This is a genomic window from Bacillus sp. FJAT-27001 (assembly GCF_019039175.1).
In the GTDB taxonomy this organism is placed as follows: Bacteria; Bacillota; Bacilli; order Bacillales; family Bacillaceae; genus Bacillus; species Bacillus velezensis.
The window spans coordinates 715,654-732,427 of record NZ_JAHOAA010000001.1; the positions used below are offsets into that span (position 1 = coordinate 715,654).

Here is a 16,774-nt window from a genome sequence, read left to right on the forward strand (position 1 = left end):
TGAAAAGCGGTGTCAGCCGATAATCATTCTTTCCTTCGGATAGTGATAATTTGCTTCGATTTCTTTTCGGCCGATCAGATAAAGGAACGTCAAAATGCCGATCCGGCCGATAAACATGACAATCATGATGACGCATTTTCCGATGTCGCTTAAATGCGGAGTAATCCCAAGCGACAGGCCGGTCGTTCCGAATGCGGAACACACTTCAAAAAGCAGTCCGAGGAGCGTCTGATTTTTCTCGGTCACGGCCAGAATCAGCGTCGATCCGAACACGAGCAGAATCGCCATCATCGTAACGACCAGCGACTTCATGACATCAGCCTGGTGAAGCTCGCGTTTAAAGACCTTGACCGCTTTATTTCCCCGGGCAAAATGAAACAGGGCAAGAAGGTTAAGCGCAAACGTCGTCGTACGGATTCCGCCGCCGACCGAGCTCGGTGATGCGCCGATGAACATGAGGGCGCAGATGAAAAATAATGTCGGCGCCGACAGCTGGCTGATATCAATTGTCGCAAGCCCGCCGCTTCGCGTAGCGGTTGATTGAAAGAGACATAAAAATAAAACATCATGCCAGCTTTTCCCCTTCATGACATGGCTTGCTTCAAGCGCATAAATGCCCACGGCTCCGAACAAAACGAGCATTCCGAACGTAACGGTCGTAATTTTCGTAAACAGCGTGAATGAGTATCTGCGCTGTTTTGAAAACAAAAAGTCCTTTACTTCTACGAGCACTGGAAAACCGATCGCACCGAAAATAATCAGAAGCATCGTAATAAACTGCACGAAATAGTCATGTCTGAACGGGACGAGTGAATTTCCCGTAATATCAAAACCGCCGTTTGTCGTGGCACTGACGCTCGCAAAGAATCCGTGCAAGTACGCCTGTTCAAACGAATCATAATACGTTAAAAAATATGTTCCTAAGATGATGCCGCCTAAAAACTCGATTAATAAAATCAAAAACAGCACTTGCTTCATCAGGTTGACGATACCGGAAAACTGCGATTGATTCTGATCCACCATGATGAGCTTCCGTTCCCGCAGACCGATCCGTTTGCCCATAATGAGCCAGACGAATGTTCCGAGCGTCATGATGCCGATTCCGCCGAATTGAAGCACGAAAGCCAAAATGACAATCCCGGCCGTGCTGAATGTATCAGCCGTGTTGACGACCGTTAAACCGGTGACACTGACTGAGCTGACAGCCGTAAACAGCGCGTCTATAAACGACCAGCTGGCCCCTTGTTTGTGGGCGGCCGGCAGACTTAGCAAAATAAATGCCACCGTCACAGCGAGAAAATAATATAATGCAATCAGCTGTGCAGGCGACAAGATCTGTATGAATTTCTTCAGTTTTAATTTCATAAGATAGTTCCTTCTGCCTCTCAAATGTAGTACGTAATTATTCTAATGATATTGGGAGAATTTTTAAAGGTCTTTTTAGAAAGATTTTTCATTACCTTATGTAATTTGCCGATCTTTAAACAAAAAACCTCTGAAACGATTGTCAGAGGTTTTGTTGATTATTTTGCTTCCAGCCTGCGGATGCGCTCATCGAGATCAGGGTGTGTGGAGAACAGTGACGAATGCTTTTTACCGTTAATTTTTAACGTCTGCACCGCCGTCTGGTCCTCTTCATTCACATGTCCTGTATAAGACTTCAGCGTACGCAGGGCGTGAATCATTTTATCCTTGCCGGCAAGGTCTGCACCGCCGCGGTCAGCGTGAAACTCTCTATGGCGCGAGTAGGCGAAGACGACAAGACTGCCGAGAATGGAAAAGATAATCTGAAACACGATCATCGCGATAAAATGAACGACCGGCGCGAGGTCTTCTTTGACAAAGCGGCTTGCAACCCATGCCGCGATTCGGGAAAGGAATACAACGAACGTATTGACGATTCCCTGCAGCAGCGTCATCGTGACCATATCACCGTTTGTGATGTGTGCGACTTCATGGGCAAGAACCCCTTCCACCGCAGCATCATCCATCTGCTGCAATAAACCTGAAGAAACCGCGACAAGCGAACGGCGCTTAGAAGGTCCGGTCGCAAAAGCATTGACCTCCGGGGAATGATAAATGCCGACTTCAGGCATTTTCGTCATCCCTGCGGCACGGGACAATCTGTGCACGCGGTCAACCAATTGCTGTTCTTCATAGCTGAGCGACTGTTTCTTCGGATTTAACACCCGGACGCCCATCATCGTTTTGGCCATCCATCTGGACATTCCGAGAGAAATAAAAGAACCGACAAAACCGACGACAAGACTGAACACGAGCAATGCCATCAGATCAATGCGGCCATTTTGTATATACGAGCCGACACCGGTAACGCTTGTAATAATCGTAAGCACAATTCCGATTGTCGTAATGACCAAAAGGTTCGTTAAAATAAACAGAAATATTCTTTTCGCCATAATTACCTCCGTCTTTTTTAAGATCAAAAGAACTTATTTACTTAAATTATAAATGATCTGTTTGAAAATGCAACAATTTCGACGTATGATGTTAATGTAATTCTCAGTGATATTAAAAAGTGAACACGTAATCAATCAGAGGTGAACCATGAACACGTTTAAACTGACCCGAACTGATATGGTCCGGCTTCTTTACGCGCTAAAAGGCCAAGGAGACGCAACCCCTCTCCAAATCTTATTGCAATCAGCGGATATGACCTTGGATGAGGCGGAAAGCCGTCTGCATATCCCTGAATTTCTGACGAGATTCGAACGAAAAAAAGAGAAAAAGGAATACGGGCTTTCAACTAACGAGATTGTCGAGCTGGGAAATCTGTGCGAGCTGACGTCTTTAAAATCAACCGCCGTCCAAAACTGGGTGAAGCGCGATATTAAAGATTTAATCGGCCACCCCTTACTCGGCAAAAAATATACAATTGAACAAGCTGTCATCCTTCTCATTGTACGTGATTTAAAATCAATTTATGACTTCGAACATATACGCGGCATATTAAAAATCGCTTTTAACACGATCACAGACAGATCAGACGACGTCATCAGCCCGATCAGCTACTATGAAAGCTGCGCCCAAGTGATTGATTATCTTCATCATAAGGCAAACCCGCCGATGAAGGAAACGAGCCTGCAGGAGCTCGTCGAAGAGCAGACGGACAAGCTCAAAGGCTGCTTTAAAGAACTCGGAAGCGGACAATGGAACAATATCAGATCCATAATCGCCGTCACGGTGCTCTCCGTTTTGACTTTCCATATTCAAGCCTCAGCCTACAAAATGACCAGCCATTTATTATAATTCATAACGCTTCTTCGCCCCGGTGTCTGCGCCGGGGTTTTTTTGCTGTACAACAATTGCCAGCATAATCAATACCGTTCCGTTTGAAACTAAAACGCGAAAACACATCTTGCCAGAGAAAAGGAGATGAAAAAGATGGCGAGCAGAAATAAACTCTTAGTTCCAGGGGCTGAGCAGGCACTTGACCAATTTAAATACGAAGTGGCTCAAGAATTCGGCGTGAACCTTAGCTCTGATACAGCAGCACGCGCAAACGGCTCTGTAGGCGGGGAAATGACAAAACGTCTTGTACAGCAGGCTCAATCACAATTAAACGGGAAAAATCAATAATGCAGCTTATTCGCCGGGACTTCTCGGCGAATTTTGATATTTATCGGCATTCTCCTTTCCGTGCCGGTAGCCGTTCGGATTCCTTCGGTCTGACGAATCTTCATGATGCCGATAGGATTCCCAATGTTCATTGCGATCATGGTTCCAGTAATGATTGTAATACTTTTGCTTAGGCTCTTTGTCATTTCCGTTTTCCTGAGGATTTTGTGTTGGGGGCTGCTCTGTTTCCCCATCTTGTTCCTTCTGTGTGTTTTCCTCTGATCCGGAAGCTGCATTTTTTTCGGTTTGCTGATTGCCGTCCTGACTGTCCGGCTTCGCTTCTTCCGTACCGGGCGTTGTTTCATTGTTTCCCGGCTTCTCTGCTGCCTTTTCTTCATCAGGAGCTGTCTTTTCATCAGCCGCCGGCTTTTCTGTGTCCGGCTGCTCGCTTTGATCAGCGTCTGTTTCGGTATCTTTTTGATCTGTTTCATTGCCGTCGGTTTGCTTTTCAGGCTGTTTTTCTTCTGTTTTCTTTTCGTTTCTTCTTATGTAGCTGCCTGTTGACATCCCTTCCTGTTTTGCTTTTTCTCTTGTTTCCATATCAGATTCAAGCGATTGGACCTGGTAGGTGCCCTTATATTTTTCAGTCATGTCAGCCAGCTGTTTTTTAACGCCTTTTTTATATGTATTGTCATCTGTATTTTCATAAACCGTGGAAATTAAAATCTCTTTTGATTCCTTTACATATCCATGCTTGCTGCAATCGGTAATAATATTACTGATGACTTCCTTAAAATCGCTGCTTTTCCAATCTCCGATGTCACTGATGACCTGTTTGGCGTCATGGTTCAGCGGTGTCAGTTCAATGACTTCATATTTGCTGTTTAAAGCCATTTCAATGCTGGGATTAATGTCAAGCGTCATATACGCGTAAGCTTTGTTATCAGAAAAAACCGGGAGCAAAATTAAAATAAACAAAATAATAGCAGTCATCGTAAACACTCCCAATTTAAAAGGGCGCAGTTTCAGAAAATCAAAAAAGCTGGCCCTTCTTCCCATACGCGTTTCGCCTTCGAACGTAATTTCCTCTCCGATTTCACAAGTGCGGTGATCATTTTTTGTTTTTAAAAATTGTCCGTCAGGGGTTAGCAACGTGACGAATTTTTTATTTTTCTCTACTATGATCCCTCTTCTCATGAGTGCAACACCCCTTTAAGATAATCTTTTAAATAAATATAATCACCGGTAATAATAATACTCATGGCGATGATATATTTTCGGTTCCGTTCGATCGTTTTTCTGCTGACCGACACGAGCTGCTCCAGCTGCTTGACAGGAAGCTGTTTTTTCTGGTGCAAAATGGACGCCAGCTCTTCATTTTCAACAAGCGTGTAGGCTACCTTAATCGCATTCTGCCTCGCATCTGTATGCTTCGGCGATTGTTCCAGCAGCTCTTTAAAAGACAGGCCGTATTCTTTCAGCTGCTTCTGAAAAAAAAGAATTTCTTCCCGGCGCTGTTCCTGTTCTATCTGTTTGCGGTATTCATCAATGGAAAGCTCCGCTTCGATAAGGCTCTGCGAAGATTCCTGGTCGTCGCCTTCCTGCACATCCATATTGATATGCTGAGCGGTTCTTGCTTCTTTTCTGATATAATCTATCACTTTTCTTTTTATAATCAGCTCTGCAAATGCAAGCAGCGAATTACCTTTTTCAGCCGAATATTTTTCAATGGCTTCGTTAAACGCGATCAGCCCGATGCTGAATTCGTCGTCTTTTTCATCTATATATCGTTTACAAACGGATGAAACCGTCTTCGCGATAAAAGGCTTATATTGCTGTATTAAATCGTTCTGCAGATCTTTGTCGCCTTTTTGTATTTTTTCAACAGATGTTTCAAGCGTTTGCTTCTTTTTTCCCAATTTAAACAAAAGGCTAAGCACTGGTTTCACCTCAGTTCCTCCCTATAACTACTCATAATCATAGCTAATTTAGTAGGGATTCGCAAAGGAAGAAAAAGAGAAATCGATTTCATTTGTCTCAATTATGACAAGCCAATAAGACGTACTATACATGATTTCGTGCCCCCATGCAGAATTAAGGGGGTTTTCTCTGTGTTTTTTGTAACAATGCTGTTATAAAATTGTTATCATATGTCTTAAATGTAAGCGTTTCAAACAAAAAAGGGAACCTGCTTTTTAAAAAGCCAGACTCCCTTTTTGATCATTTTACGCGTGTTCTCTTTTTTCCGATTCCGCGCCAGACTCTATTTGTTTTGCTCCTGACATAAACCATCCGCAAACCGCAATGGCAGCCAGAACCGCCCAGAAAATGATTTTCCAGGCCGCCGAATGGATGATATCTGCCGGAATTATACCGAGTTCCTCATGGGCCAATGTATAAAGAGCGAGCTTCACGCCTACCCATCCGACAATCACAAATGCCGCCGTTTCAAGGCCCGGCCTGGTTTTCAGTAAGGATACGAACATTGATGCCGCAAAACGCATAATGATTAAACCAATTACGCCGCCGGCTAAAATAACGAGAAACTGACCGCCGTCCAAGCCGCCGATGGCAGGAAGCTGAGTTCCCGGGAGCGTTACGGCAAGCGCGACCGCCGCTAAAATGGAATCAACGGCAAAAGCGATGTCCGCGAGCTCCACTTTCAAGACAGTCTGCCAAAACCCGCTTTCTTTCTGCGTTTTCTGACCGGCGTTATCTTTAAATACATACCGCTTCAGCAAATGGCTGACCGAAATGTAAAACAGATATAAAGCGCCGACGGCCTGGACCTGCCAAACATTCACCAGAAAAGAAATGGCGAACAGCGACCCGAAACGCAAAATAAATGCGCCCGCCAATCCGTAAAATAAAGCCTTCTTCCTTTGTTTTTCAGGAAGATGCTTCACCATCACAGCCATCACCAGCGCGTTATCCGCCGCCAAAATCCCTTCCAGCCCGATTAAAACGAGAAGAACCCATCCATACTCCAATAATAATGCAAAGTCCAATCCATTCCCTCCGTTTCTTTTTTCTATCATCCGAGCTTATACCGGCGGTTTTTTACGCAAAAAAGACCTTTGCCGATATAAGGCAAAGGTCTTGCTAGACATGAATGATTGGCATGCCAACAAAGCCGATGGATATGATCCATGAATTGACGACTTTGTTTCCGGAATATCCGGACGCTACTCCCCTTTGGGATTTCAAGAAATATTTGTTTATACGCTCATGATAAAGCCTGTTTCATCATTTGTCAACGCTTAACTTTTTTAACAAATTGAGAAATTTTTTCTGTTTTGGCCCGCTGTTTTCTTCTCTTTAAAAACATCCAAAGAATGAGAAGCAACACAATGAATATACCGAGCGGCAGCATATATTGATCGAGAATGGAACCGACGCTTTTCCAATTTTCCCCGAGTTTCATTCCGAGGTATACGTAAGCAAATGTAATCGGCAGCATCGCTGCATATGTATATAGAGAGAAGACCCAGACATTCATCTTCGCAATGCCGCACGGCAAAGAAATCAGCGTCCTGACCCCCGGTATAAAACGGCCGCTGAACGCGACCAAACCTCCGTGCTTCTGAAAGAAATCATCTGATTTCTGCAGGGATTCGGGTTTTATCCATATATACTTTCCATATTTCAGCAAAAACGGCCGACCGCCCAGCCTGCCGATTCCATATAAGACAAGCGGACCTGAAACACCGCCGAGCGAACCGGCAAACACGGTCCCGGCAAGCGTCATATCCCCTTTTGAGACCCAATAGCCCGCAAGCGGAAGAACAATTTCCGCCGGGATGAATTCTATACTGAGCGCCAAAAAAATTCCGGCATAAGATAAGCTTTTAAACGCCTCTATTATTGATATGATGAAATCTTCGATGATCTATCACTCCCGGCTTACGTCTATATTCCGAAACTTAAGAATGATTTTAACACAAAACCTTGAGGCTGAAATATCTTTTAGACATGCCCGTTATAAATGTGAGTCGTTTCAGATCGGTATAGCGGGAGGGAATAAGCGCAATACAACGTCCCGCCTGTCTCCTGATTGCTTGTCTGGCGGCGTTTACATCACTTAAGATTCTCCGGAAAAGTAAGCGGCGGCTGACCGCGGATTCAGTTCATATGGGAGCGGGAAATTCTCTCAGTCACTACATGGGAATGCTTAGGCATTTCCCGGGGAATGATTTTGTATAATCTTTTTGATTACCGCTGATGATTTTCAGGGACTTCAGCGCTTTAAAGAACTTACCGATTCACTGATTGTAAATAAAGAATTCATTTGCTTTTCAGCCGACCATTTCCGCCTGAGGAAATGGAACAGCCGCTCCATGAAGCGCCGCAACACCCATAAGTTGCTACACATGGAACGGAACCGTTTATCCACAATAAAGACAAAAAGGAGTTTTTATTCATGCACACGATGTGGAAGGGTTCGATCAGTTTCGGCCTCGTCAATATCCCGGTCAAGCTCTTTGCGGCCACTGAAGATAAAGATATAAAATTCCGCAGTCTTCATAAAGAAGACCATGCGCCGATTAAATACGAAAAAATCTGCACCGGATGTGAAAAAAGTCTGGAGCCTGATGAAATCGTGAAAGGCTATCAGTATGTAAAAGGGAAATACGTCATTATGACAGACGAAGACTTGAAAGACATAAAACAGGAACATGAAGAAAAAGCGGTTGAGATTGTTGACTTTGTCCAGCTGCAGGAAATTGATCCGATTTATTTTAACCGGTCATATTATGTCGGGCCGGGAGATAACGGCACAAAAGCCTATACACTTCTGCGGGAAGCGCTGAGGACGACGGGTAAAATCGGGATTGCCTCCATTACGATCCGCTCTAAACAGCAGCTTGCGATTCTTCGCGTGTATGACAACTGCATCGTGATGGAATCCATTCATTATCCGGATGAAGTCAGAAATGCCGGACATGTGCCGGGCGTTCCCGAGCAGACAGCCGTTAATGAAAAAGAGCTGCAGACGGCGATTACGTTAATTAATGAGCTGACAACCGAGTTTGACCCGGAACAATACGAAGACACATACCGGAAAGCCCTTCTCGCTAAAATTAACGATAAGCTCGAACATGAAGAAGCGGGCGTGACACCGGCTGCTGCCGGCCCGCGCGAAGATGTCATTGATCTTGTCAGCGCGCTTCAGGCAAGCATTGACCGGACGAAGCGGCCGGATCGCGAACAGGCTGCACCGGCGCGGCCAAAAGACGCCGCGTCAGCAGGCGGCGGAGGCAAAAAGCAGAAGACGACCAGACAAAAAGCCGGAACGTCTTAATCATGGTGCTGACGATGCAGCCGATTTTGACCTCTGTACCGCCTGAAGGCAGTGAGTGGCGCTATGAGGTAAAGTATGACGGATTCCGCTGTCTTCTCCGCATAGACGAAAGCGGCGTTACATTAACCAGCAGAAACGGACAGACGCTGACGAATCAATTTCCGGAAATCACGGCTTTTGCGGCCCGGTGTTTTCAGCACATGAAAGACAGGTTCCCCATTACGCTTGACGGAGAGCTTGTCTATTTAATCAATCCGTACAGAGCGGACTTTGAGCATCTTCAAATCCGCGGACGTTTAAAACGGACGGAATCAATTGAAAGCATCGCTGATAGACGGCCGTGCCGCTTTCTGGCGTTTGATCTCCTCGTTCTGGAAGGCGCGGGCACCGTTTCATTACCGTATGTGAAACGGAAACGCGTCCTTTCCAAACTGTTTAAAGAAGCAAATCTTCCCGCCTGCCCTCATCACTTAGCGGAAGAAGCCATTCAATACATTCCGGAACACACTGACTTTGATGCGCTTTGGGACAAGGTCGTCCGCCATGACGGAGAAGGTATCGTAGCAAAAAAGGCTTCCAGCGGCTGGGCGGAAAATAAACGCTCTCCCGACTGGCAAAAGTATAAACATATGAAAACGGCACATGTGCTATTAACCGGGTTTAATCCGAAGAACGGGTATGTAACGGCCTCTGTTTTAAAAGACGGCACCGCCGTCCCGATCGCTTCCGTTTCCCACGGCATGCAGGCGGAAGAAAAAAACGCCGTCAGAACCATTATGGAGACCCACGGAAAAAAACAAAACAGCGGCGAGTATACACTTGAGCCTTCTATCTGCATGACCGTTCAGTATTTAACCATATTGCAGGACACGCTGCGTGAAGTATCTTTTGTGTCTTTTCAGTTTGAAATGGATTGGACGGAATGCACGTATCAACAGCTTATCCTTCACTCTAAAACGCTGCCGCCGAAGCTGCAGTTCACAAGCCTGGATAAGATTGTTTTTAAAAAACGTGAAAAAACGAAAGCAGATTTCCTCAGTTACATGGTGAAAATGAGCGATTTTCTTATGCCCTTTCTTAAAGATCGGGCCGTCACGGTGATCCGTTATCCGCACGGCGCGCCTGGCGAATCTTTTTTTCAAAAAAACAAACCGGACTACACGCCGGACTTTGTCTCAAGCGTGTTTGACGGGAGCCACGAGCACATCGTATGCAGCAGCATACCGTCACTTTTATGGCTGGCTAATCAGCTGGCACTTGAATTTCACGTTCCGTTTCAGACAGTGCATTCTGAAAGGCCCGCAGAGATCGTCATTGATCTTGATCCTCCGTCAAGGAATGATTTTCCTATGGCAGTGGAGGCTGCGCATGTGCTGAAACAGCTGTTTGACTCATTCAGCATTACGTCATTCCCGAAGCTCTCCGGAAATAAAGGCATTCAGCTCTACATCCCGCTTTCACCGGAAGCATTCACCTATGAAGAAACCCGTGCGTTCACAATGCTCATCGCCGATTATTGCGTCAGGACGCGGCCGGATCTTTTTACGACAGAGCGGTTTATCAAAAACCGAAACGGCAGGCTCTACCTAGATTACTTGCAGCATGCCGAAGGGAAAACCATTATCGCACCCTATTCGACCCGGGGCAACGAATTGGGAACGGTTGCAGCTCCCCTTTATTGGAGCGAAGTCAACTCCTCTTTAACACCTGATGATTATACGATCGATACAGTAGTGAACCGCGTCAGGACAGAGGGAGATCCGTTTTATGATTTTTACCGGAATCCGCAGGACGGCCCGCTTTCAATCGTGCTTGAGCAAATCAAGAGAAAGAGCTGACGCTTTTTGTCAGCTCTTTTCAGTCTGATACGTGCACATCAATTTTTCTTTGGAAATAAATAAATAGCAGGAGTAAGGAATGTTTTTGAGGGTGAGCTGTTTTGCAGTAAAGTATAAAATCGGAATATGGGCCGCTTTCTTAAACAGCCTGTAGCAGCCGCTGGACGGTTTTATCACATCAAAACCGAGTCTCGCAGCTCCTTTATGAAGCATTGTAATGCCGACGACTCCCTTAATCTCGTCTTTCCGTTTATGCTGGTTAATATAATCCGCTAAATGAGGCATGGATTGATATACCTTCTGATATAGCATAATCCCCCTTCTGACCGCGCTTTCAATAGGCTGCAGCTCTTTCAGGAGTTTGACATTATGAAGATGAATCTTAACTAACACGTCGTTTTTTTTAATTCTGGTTCCGTCGCTCAGGATGACTTCTTTTCCTTTATATCTAGTCAAACGGACGCGGAATACATTCGATTGCCGTTTATCAATCAGCGTCAGCCGGGTAAAGAAGAAATAAAGCGGATCAAGTAAGTACCATATAGACAGCAGACAGCTTCTCACATGTTCACCTTCTTTATATTCAAAGCACCCTCATATTTTGGCATGGGGCATGTCACATTATGATTGGTAAATAATGATGCCGACCTGTATCAGCTTATGCAAAAACCGCTTCAGGCTCTACTGTCCGGAACAGAAAAAAACACTCTTCGTGAAGAAGAGTGTTTGTATCCGCTTTCTTTTAACGGAAAAGCAAATGCTGGCTGTGAATTCCCGCTTTTTTCAGTAAGGCTATCAGCTGTTCCTGTTCCTCAGGCATAAGTCCTGAAAACGCTCTCGCAATTCTCAATGAATGAATCGGATAAATTTTATCCAAATACTCGTTTCCTTTATCAGTTAAATGGGCGTAAACAGACCGTTTGTCCTTAGGGTCTTGTTCTCTGACCAAAAACCCGTTTCTTTCAAGCTTGTCGATGACATAGGTGACATTCCCGCTGACAAGCAAAAGACGCGACCCGATTTGCTGAAGCTTTTGCGGTCCTCTCGTATAGAGCAGCTCCAAAACGGCAAATTCAGTCGGATTAAAACCGTGTTCTTTACTGTCGCGGATGCTGTGTTCAGACACACTCTTGAAAGCCCTTGCAAAAACTTTGTACAAATTCATCGAACGCATCACTTCTTCTTCGTTAAATGATAATCTCATCATATCTACCCCGTATTTAAGATTTTTATAAAAAAATAATGTAAACCCTTACAATTCATAAGAGTCGTTCTTTGTTTTATATTCTATTCGTGCCGTTTTTCAGAATTCCTTCTTTTTTATATAAAAAAATACCCTTATACATCATTTAATTTGTATAAGGGTTCCGTTCTTTATAGGGAATGTTCCGAAAAAAATACGCGTATTCCTTTCTCAGCTCCGTAATTGTCATGGAATTGAGTATTTCTTTCGTATAGACTCCGATCTGCAGAAGCTTTTTGGAATAATGGTTTCTCTCTTTGTCCAATGCATTTTGAAGCAAACGACTCATAGCGGCCTCCTTTGTTTTCCGTTATTCTATGATCAGAATAACGCTTTTATATCAAAGACGTATAAAGCCATTGTAAAACTTCTGTAGATTATGATGTTTTTCGGTAAAGTCCGTTCTGGACGGCTCTGAGCAGCGGAAAAGCGTGTTCCCCGGCAAGCTGCATGAACGCCTCCAGCATTTCATCGCGTTTCATATCTAATTCAATGATTTCTTTTGCCAGCGAAACCGCTTTTTCTTTCTCCATTCCTATCCTTCCTCCTCATTGTGTCTGTACAGTAAGCATAAAACGGGGCACAGAACCATGCATTAACCTTGTCAATTTTTCTGCCGCTTTTTTTCTAAAATTTTCTATTCCGCGTCAGAAAACCTGACAAGCGTCAGGTTTTTTCTCTTTTTTTCTTATATAATATGAGTAAAAGACATCCAGGGGTGGAAAAATGACGACAGACGAACAATCTTACAAAGATAAAAAAGTAATCTCGATCGGCATTGTAAGCGAATTAACCGGATTGTCAGTCAGACAGATCAGATACTATGAAGAACGGAAATTAATCTATCCGCAGCGTTCATCACGGGGAACGAGAAAGTATTCCTTCGCGGACGTTGAGCGGCTGATGGATATTGCCAACAAGCGGGAAGACGGCGTGCAGACGGCTGAGATTTTAAAAGACATGCGAAAAAAAGAACAGGCTCTCAAAAACGACCCGCAGCTCCGCAAAAAAATGCTGGAAGGACAGCTTAATGCTCATTTTAAGTATAAAAACCGCTGATCAAAAAAGTCCGCCTCCTGTGAGACGGACTTTTTTTATAAAGCATGAAGAAATGCAGTTGCAATGCCGAAATAAATTAATAAGGACAAAATATCGTTCAGCGTCGTAATCAGCGGACCTGATGCAATCGCCGGGTCAATGTTCAATTTATGAAGAATAATAGGGACGATCGTTCCGGCCATCGTACCGATAATCAACGTTGCAAGCAGCGATGAACCGACGACAAAACCGAGCGTTAAGTCTTTCTGCCAGACGGTTGCGACAATCGTAATCGCGATCGCACAGACGATGCCGATATAGATACCGGTTCTTAATTCACGGAAAATCAGTTTAAAGATGGTTTTTTTATTCATTTCTTCTTTAGCCAGTCCTCTGATGACGACGGCGAGTGACTGTGTGCCTGTATTACCCGTCGTTCCCGCGATCATCGGCATGAAAAACGCGAGGGCGACTACTTTTTGCAATGTATCTTCAAAATAATTCAGAATGCTTCCGGAAATCAATCCGATAAACAAAAGCAGAATGAGCCACGGCAAACGGCGGTACGCCGCAACGTACGCTTTCGTATCAAATGTAATCGCCTTACCGGAGGCTGCGAATTTTTCGTAATCTTCATCGGCTTCTTTAATCACGACGTCAATAATATCATCGACAGTGACAATACCGACAAGCACATGATTTTCTTCCACGATCGGAATGGCTAAAAAGTCATACCGCTGGATCAGCCTGGCGACTTCTTCCTGGTCTTGGAGCACCCCGGCCGAGATGACACGTGTAAACATGAGATCCTGCACTTTATCGTCAGGCTCGCCGAGAATTAAATCTCTGTATGAGAGCACTCCGACAAGCTGCTTGCTGTCATTAATCACGTACAAATAATTTATTGATTCTGCGATTTCTGCAAAGCTTTTCAGCTTCACGACCGCATCTTTTACTGTATAATGCTGCGGAATCCAGACGAAGCGGTTCGTCATCATCCGTCCCGCCGATTCTTGCGGATAGTTCATCAAAAGCTGCACGGCCTTTGATTCCTCAGCCTCCATGCTGGATAAAAGCTGTTCTTTCAGTTCTTCATCCATCTCTTCCAGCAATGCGGCGAGATCGTCGTTATCCATTTTATTCATTGCGAGAGTGGCTTTCGTTTTACCGACTTTATGCAAAACGGCAAGCTGAAATTCCCGCTCCAGCTCTCCGATCATGTCGGTGATGTCATCAACCGTCATATATGACAGATAACGGGCCCGGTGCTTTTCCGGCATTTCTTTAAACAAAAATGCCATGTCATAGGGCTGAAGCTCATCTATCATGTTTCGGAATTCTTTTATTTTTCCGTCCCGCAATAAAATGATAATGCGTAATATGAGTTCGTCATAGGTCATGTTTTGGACCATCGGGACTCGTACCTCCTTTACGGAGACGCGCCGTCCGTCAAGGGAAGTGCGGCGGTTTGTCTCCTCATCATGTCGTCACTGGTTATCTGGCTGTATATGGGTACTTCTTCTGACATACTCGAATGGGGAGAATCCATACTCCGCACCTCCTTATCATGCTCAGTCGTGTACGTTTTGAGGCATAAAAAAAACCTTCTGATATGAAGGCGAAAACAAGCACGGCAAATAAACGTGCGGGGCCTCCAATCGTAGAGCTTTAGCACTGTATGGCATAGGACAGCCATCCAGCTGCGTTAAGAATCACCTTATGTCGATGATTCCTGTTGACCCATTGGCGTCTTTGGACATTTTTGGGCAGCAGCGTATCTCCATACAGGAGCCTCACCTAACGAAGTTCTTATTTGAATTGACACACTGAGATTACAGAAAAAAAAGGAATGTGTCAACCTTAAATTTGTGATTTCAGCACATACCTATAAAATAAACGGAATAAAGGCATAAAGCCCTTATTCCGGCAAATCGCTTTCATCCTCTTCTGAAAGGAAATGATAGGATTCATGCAGCATGAGCGCGTACTCCCCTTCTTTTGTCGGATGCGGTACATACTCAGCCTCGTTGATATACTGCTCTTCCCTTTTCTTCATATGACAGACCTCCTGTTCAATTTTAGATTGTCCAAAAGAAGACCCGTTATCATAGGAAAAAAAATTACTTGCGTAGCGGGACATGCAGCTATATTTTTCGGATCGTGAAAAAGTTCCTAAGCAGCCACGGGCCCGGTTTGAAACCGAGCGTTAATTGCCACGCGCCGATCGCCTGCAGTCCGAACTCCCGGACGAGAACCATTTTTTCACTCATGCTCCGCACATCCTCAAACCACACTTCATGCGTTCTTCCATTTTCATCAGTATACCGGAAGTAAGGGGAACGCTCCTGCTGGGAATAACGGATCACTGATTGGTGCTTCATGGCCGTTTCCATGGCGCGCTGATTGGAGATGGCGGATCCGATCGTTCCGGGACGGTACGGAATCACCCAATCATACCCGTATAGCGGAACACCGAGAATCACTTTTCTTCTCGGCACCCTGCTGATGGCAAAATTGATCGTTTGCCTGACCTCTGTCAAAGGCGCCACGGGTCCCGGCTCACTGCCGGCGTGGTGCCAGTCGTACGCCATAATGAACATATAATCGACCACGGCTCCGATTCCGCCGTAATCATATCCCCTCAGCCACGGCACTGCATCACTTGTTTTCGCCGGAACCGATATCGTTAACGCGAGCTGATGCTCTGAAAGCCGGGTTTTTAACTGCCGGAGAAATCCTGTGAAGAGGTCCCTGTCAGCTTCTCTGACCCGTTCAAAATCAATATTTACACCGCCGTATCCCTTTCTTACGGTTAAGGAGACGATATTGTTGACGAGATTCGTTCTTGCCGTCGGATTTTGCAGCACTTGATGGGCTAATTCCGGACTGAATCCCCCTTCTGTCAGATTCGTAATGACGGCAAGCGGACGCACTCTGTTCTGCCATGTGGTTTCTATTGCGGTTCTGTCGTTTAAATCGTTAATGATATCTCCATTCGGGCCAAAATGATATTCAAACAAAGAAATCGCCGAAGAATACGGCGCAAAATCATTAATTAGCTCTCTATCCGCTTCAGGCGTCCGAATGACATAAAATTGCAGGGTTCCCGCAAGATAGTTAGAGATATCAGGAATCTTCACTTTCATACCCGCCCGCAGCCGGTTCGGCGGAATATCCGGGTTTGCCTGCATCAGCTGCATCTGCGGCACATAAGCCTTACCTGCGATAACGGCATACGTATCATTCGGCTGAACCGTATATTCATTAAGAGGGATTAAAAGCGCCTGCCCCGGAACGATATTCGTTTCCTCAAGCCCGTTGACGCTTCTGATGCTGTCAACAGGGTATCCGTACTTTCTGCTGATGGAAAATAACGAGTCACCAGACTGCACTGTATGAACAAACATAGATGTCCTCCGTTTCCTTTTGATCAAAAGGGCTCTACTTATCTTTATGAATGATCATCCGGTCCGATTCCAAACTCTGTTTGAAGAAAGGCTGTTTACAAATCAGACATGATCAACTATGATGATGTCATCATAAAAAACTGTATAGGAAACGCACTAGGGGTGCTGTTATCGGCTGAGATAAAACATGCGGCAGGCATGTTTTGATCCCTTATAACCCGATCTGGATAATACCAGCGTGGGGAAGTGCAGATTGACCGGAGCGCAGGGTTTTTCCCCATGCGTTTTCGTTCTGCTGCTGCATATTCCCTCGGATATGCAGTTTTTTATTTTTCATTAAAAAACGGGGGAGGACACCGCAATATGAAAC

18 protein-coding genes and 2 riboswitches are annotated in these 16,774 nt (G+C 45.0%); of the genes, 5 read left to right on the forward strand and 13 right to left on the reverse strand.

What is annotated here, in order from left to right; genetic code table 11:
- Window positions 1–12: 12 nt before the first annotated feature.
- Together BGM27_RS02735 and htpX are read right to left on the reverse strand one after the other, a co-directional pair.
- Window positions 13–1,365 (reverse strand): TrkH family potassium uptake protein, encoded by a 1,353-nt coding sequence (locus tag BGM27_RS02735; protein WP_007408478.1) that lies wholly within the window; start codon window positions 1,363–1,365, stop codon window positions 13–15.
- 158 nt (window positions 1,366–1,523) lie between these two features.
- The gene (htpX, locus tag BGM27_RS02740; protein WP_007407207.1) at window positions 1,524–2,417 is read right to left on the reverse strand and encodes a protease HtpX; all 894 of its coding nucleotides are present in this window, start codon (window positions 2,415–2,417) and stop codon (window positions 1,524–1,526) included.
- 148 nt (window positions 2,418–2,565) lie between these two features.
- Between htpX and BGM27_RS02745 the strand changes: the two genes are divergently transcribed.
- The gene (locus BGM27_RS02745; protein ID WP_007407208.1) at window positions 2,566–3,267 is read left to right on the forward strand and encodes a DUF1836 domain-containing protein; all 702 of its coding nucleotides are present in this window, start codon (window positions 2,566–2,568) and stop codon (window positions 3,265–3,267) included.
- A gap of 135 nt (window positions 3,268–3,402) precedes the next feature.
- Entirely contained in the window at window positions 3,403–3,597 is a 195-nt protein-coding gene (locus BGM27_RS02750; RefSeq protein WP_003154717.1) for an alpha/beta-type small acid-soluble spore protein, read from the forward strand.
- Window positions 3,598–3,603: 6 nt separating this feature from the next.
- Here the strand turns inward: BGM27_RS02750 and BGM27_RS02755 are convergent, their stop codons facing one another.
- The 4 genes from BGM27_RS02755 to BGM27_RS02770 all read right to left on the reverse strand — a co-directional run bounded on the left by BGM27_RS02755 (window position 3,604) and on the right by BGM27_RS02770 (window position 7,465).
- Complete coding sequence (locus BGM27_RS02755; RefSeq protein WP_007407209.1) at window positions 3,604–4,773, reverse strand: anti-sigma factor domain-containing protein; 1,170 nt, start codon at window positions 4,771–4,773, stop codon at window positions 3,604–3,606.
- Window positions 4,770–5,525, reverse strand: a complete 756-nt coding sequence (gene sigI, locus BGM27_RS02760; protein WP_003154719.1) for an RNA polymerase sigma factor SigI — start codon at window positions 5,523–5,525, stop codon at window positions 4,770–4,772. The genes BGM27_RS02755 and sigI overlap by 4 nt, the downstream gene beginning before the upstream one ends.
- A gap of 276 nt (window positions 5,526–5,801) precedes the next feature.
- Window positions 5,802–6,584 carry a TerC family protein gene (locus tag BGM27_RS02765; RefSeq protein WP_007407211.1) on the reverse strand — a complete coding sequence of 261 codons (783 nt, stop codon included), beginning with the start codon at window positions 6,582–6,584 and terminating at the stop codon, window positions 5,802–5,804.
- 245 nt (window positions 6,585–6,829) lie between these two features.
- A complete protein-coding gene (locus tag BGM27_RS02770; RefSeq protein ID WP_369878818.1) occupies window positions 6,830–7,465 on the reverse strand; it encodes a DedA family protein in 636 nt (211 codons plus the stop codon).
- Window positions 7,466–7,996: 531 nt separating this feature from the next.
- Here BGM27_RS02770 and ku point away from each other — a divergent pair.
- Complete coding sequence (gene ku / locus BGM27_RS02775) at window positions 7,997–8,878, forward strand: non-homologous end joining protein Ku (protein WP_007407213.1); 882 nt, start codon at window positions 7,997–7,999, stop codon at window positions 8,876–8,878.
- A 2-nt stretch (window positions 8,879–8,880) separates the two neighbouring features.
- On the forward strand, window positions 8,881–10,716 hold the full coding sequence (locus tag BGM27_RS02780; protein WP_020953984.1) for a DNA ligase D: 1,836 nt from the start codon (window positions 8,881–8,883) through the stop codon (window positions 10,714–10,716).
- Between the two features lie 9 nt (window positions 10,717–10,725).
- Here the strand turns inward: BGM27_RS02780 and BGM27_RS02785 are convergent, their stop codons facing one another.
- From BGM27_RS02785 to BGM27_RS02800, 4 genes are all read right to left on the reverse strand, one after another.
- Window positions 10,726–11,280, reverse strand: coding sequence for a YkoP family protein (locus tag BGM27_RS02785; RefSeq protein ID WP_007407215.1), 555 nt, complete (start codon window positions 11,278–11,280; stop codon window positions 10,726–10,728).
- A 178-nt stretch (window positions 11,281–11,458) separates the two neighbouring features.
- Entirely contained in the window at window positions 11,459–11,923 is a 465-nt protein-coding gene (locus BGM27_RS02790) for a MarR family winged helix-turn-helix transcriptional regulator (RefSeq protein ID WP_007610911.1), read from the reverse strand.
- A 142-nt stretch (window positions 11,924–12,065) separates the two neighbouring features.
- Window positions 12,066–12,248 carry a Fur-regulated basic protein FbpA gene (fbpA, locus tag BGM27_RS02795; RefSeq protein WP_003154731.1) on the reverse strand — a complete coding sequence of 61 codons (183 nt, stop codon included), beginning with the start codon at window positions 12,246–12,248 and terminating at the stop codon, window positions 12,066–12,068.
- Window positions 12,249–12,336: 88 nt separating this feature from the next.
- The gene (locus BGM27_RS02800) at window positions 12,337–12,492 is read right to left on the reverse strand and encodes a hypothetical protein (protein WP_003154733.1); all 156 of its coding nucleotides are present in this window, start codon (window positions 12,490–12,492) and stop codon (window positions 12,337–12,339) included.
- A 193-nt stretch (window positions 12,493–12,685) separates the two neighbouring features.
- On the opposite strand from BGM27_RS02800, the gene BGM27_RS02805 reads away from it, so the two are divergent.
- The gene (locus BGM27_RS02805) at window positions 12,686–13,018 is read left to right on the forward strand and encodes a MerR family transcriptional regulator (RefSeq protein ID WP_003154734.1); all 333 of its coding nucleotides are present in this window, start codon (window positions 12,686–12,688) and stop codon (window positions 13,016–13,018) included.
- Between the two features lie 35 nt (window positions 13,019–13,053).
- On the opposite strand, the gene mgtE is transcribed toward BGM27_RS02805, so the two are convergent.
- The 3 genes from mgtE to BGM27_RS02820 all read right to left on the reverse strand — a co-directional run bounded on the left by mgtE (window position 13,054) and on the right by BGM27_RS02820 (window position 16,404).
- Window positions 13,054–14,409 carry a magnesium transporter gene (gene mgtE / locus BGM27_RS02810; protein ID WP_007407216.1) on the reverse strand — a complete coding sequence of 452 codons (1,356 nt, stop codon included), beginning with the start codon at window positions 14,407–14,409 and terminating at the stop codon, window positions 13,054–13,056.
- A gap of 234 nt (window positions 14,410–14,643) precedes the next feature.
- A riboswitch (M-box (ykoK) riboswitch) is annotated at window positions 14,644–14,809 on the reverse strand.
- Between the two features lie 106 nt (window positions 14,810–14,915).
- A complete protein-coding gene (locus BGM27_RS02815) occupies window positions 14,916–15,053 on the reverse strand; it encodes a transcriptional regulator SplA domain-containing protein (RefSeq protein ID WP_003154740.1) in 138 nt (45 codons plus the stop codon).
- 88 nt (window positions 15,054–15,141) lie between these two features.
- Window positions 15,142–16,404, reverse strand: a complete 1,263-nt coding sequence (locus tag BGM27_RS02820; RefSeq protein ID WP_007407217.1) for a glycoside hydrolase family 18 protein — start codon at window positions 16,402–16,404, stop codon at window positions 15,142–15,144.
- Window positions 16,405–16,552: 148 nt separating this feature from the next.
- A riboswitch (TPP riboswitch) is annotated at window positions 16,553–16,666 on the forward strand.
- Window positions 16,667–16,774 lie beyond the last annotated feature (108 nt).

Excerpts from the sequence above, each read along its gene's own strand:
- BGM27_RS02735 (WP_007408478.1), bottom strand. The coding sequence starts at position 1,365 with ATGAAATTAAAACTGAAGAAATTCATACAGATCTTGTCGCCTGCACAG.
- htpX (WP_007407207.1), bottom strand. The coding sequence starts at position 2,417 with ATGGCGAAAAGAATATTTCTGTTTATTTTAACGAACCTTTTGGTCATT.
- BGM27_RS02745 (WP_007407208.1), top strand. The coding sequence starts at position 2,566 with ATGAACACGTTTAAACTGACCCGAACTGATATGGTCCGGCTTCTTTAC.
- BGM27_RS02750 (WP_003154717.1), top strand. The coding sequence starts at position 3,403 with ATGGCGAGCAGAAATAAACTCTTAGTTCCAGGGGCTGAGCAGGCACTT.
- BGM27_RS02755 (WP_007407209.1), bottom strand. The coding sequence starts at position 4,773 with ATGAGAAGAGGGATCATAGTAGAGAAAAATAAAAAATTCGTCACGTTG.
- ku (WP_007407213.1), top strand. The coding sequence starts at position 7,997 with ATGCACACGATGTGGAAGGGTTCGATCAGTTTCGGCCTCGTCAATATC.
- BGM27_RS02780 (WP_020953984.1), top strand. The coding sequence starts at position 8,881 with ATGGTGCTGACGATGCAGCCGATTTTGACCTCTGTACCGCCTGAAGGC.
- BGM27_RS02790 (WP_007610911.1), bottom strand. The coding sequence starts at position 11,923 with ATGATGAGATTATCATTTAACGAAGAAGAAGTGATGCGTTCGATGAAT.
- fbpA (WP_003154731.1), bottom strand. The coding sequence starts at position 12,248 with ATGAGTCGTTTGCTTCAAAATGCATTGGACAAAGAGAGAAACCATTAT.
- BGM27_RS02800 (WP_003154733.1), bottom strand. The coding sequence starts at position 12,492 with ATGGAGAAAGAAAAAGCGGTTTCGCTGGCAAAAGAAATCATTGAATTA.
- BGM27_RS02805 (WP_003154734.1), top strand. The coding sequence starts at position 12,686 with ATGACGACAGACGAACAATCTTACAAAGATAAAAAAGTAATCTCGATC.
- mgtE (WP_007407216.1), bottom strand. The coding sequence starts at position 14,409 with ATGGTCCAAAACATGACCTATGACGAACTCATATTACGCATTATCATT.
- BGM27_RS02815 (WP_003154740.1), bottom strand. The coding sequence starts at position 15,053 with ATGAAGAAAAGGGAAGAGCAGTATATCAACGAGGCTGAGTATGTACCG.
- BGM27_RS02820 (WP_007407217.1), bottom strand. The coding sequence starts at position 16,404 with ATGTTTGTTCATACAGTGCAGTCTGGTGACTCGTTATTTTCCATCAGC.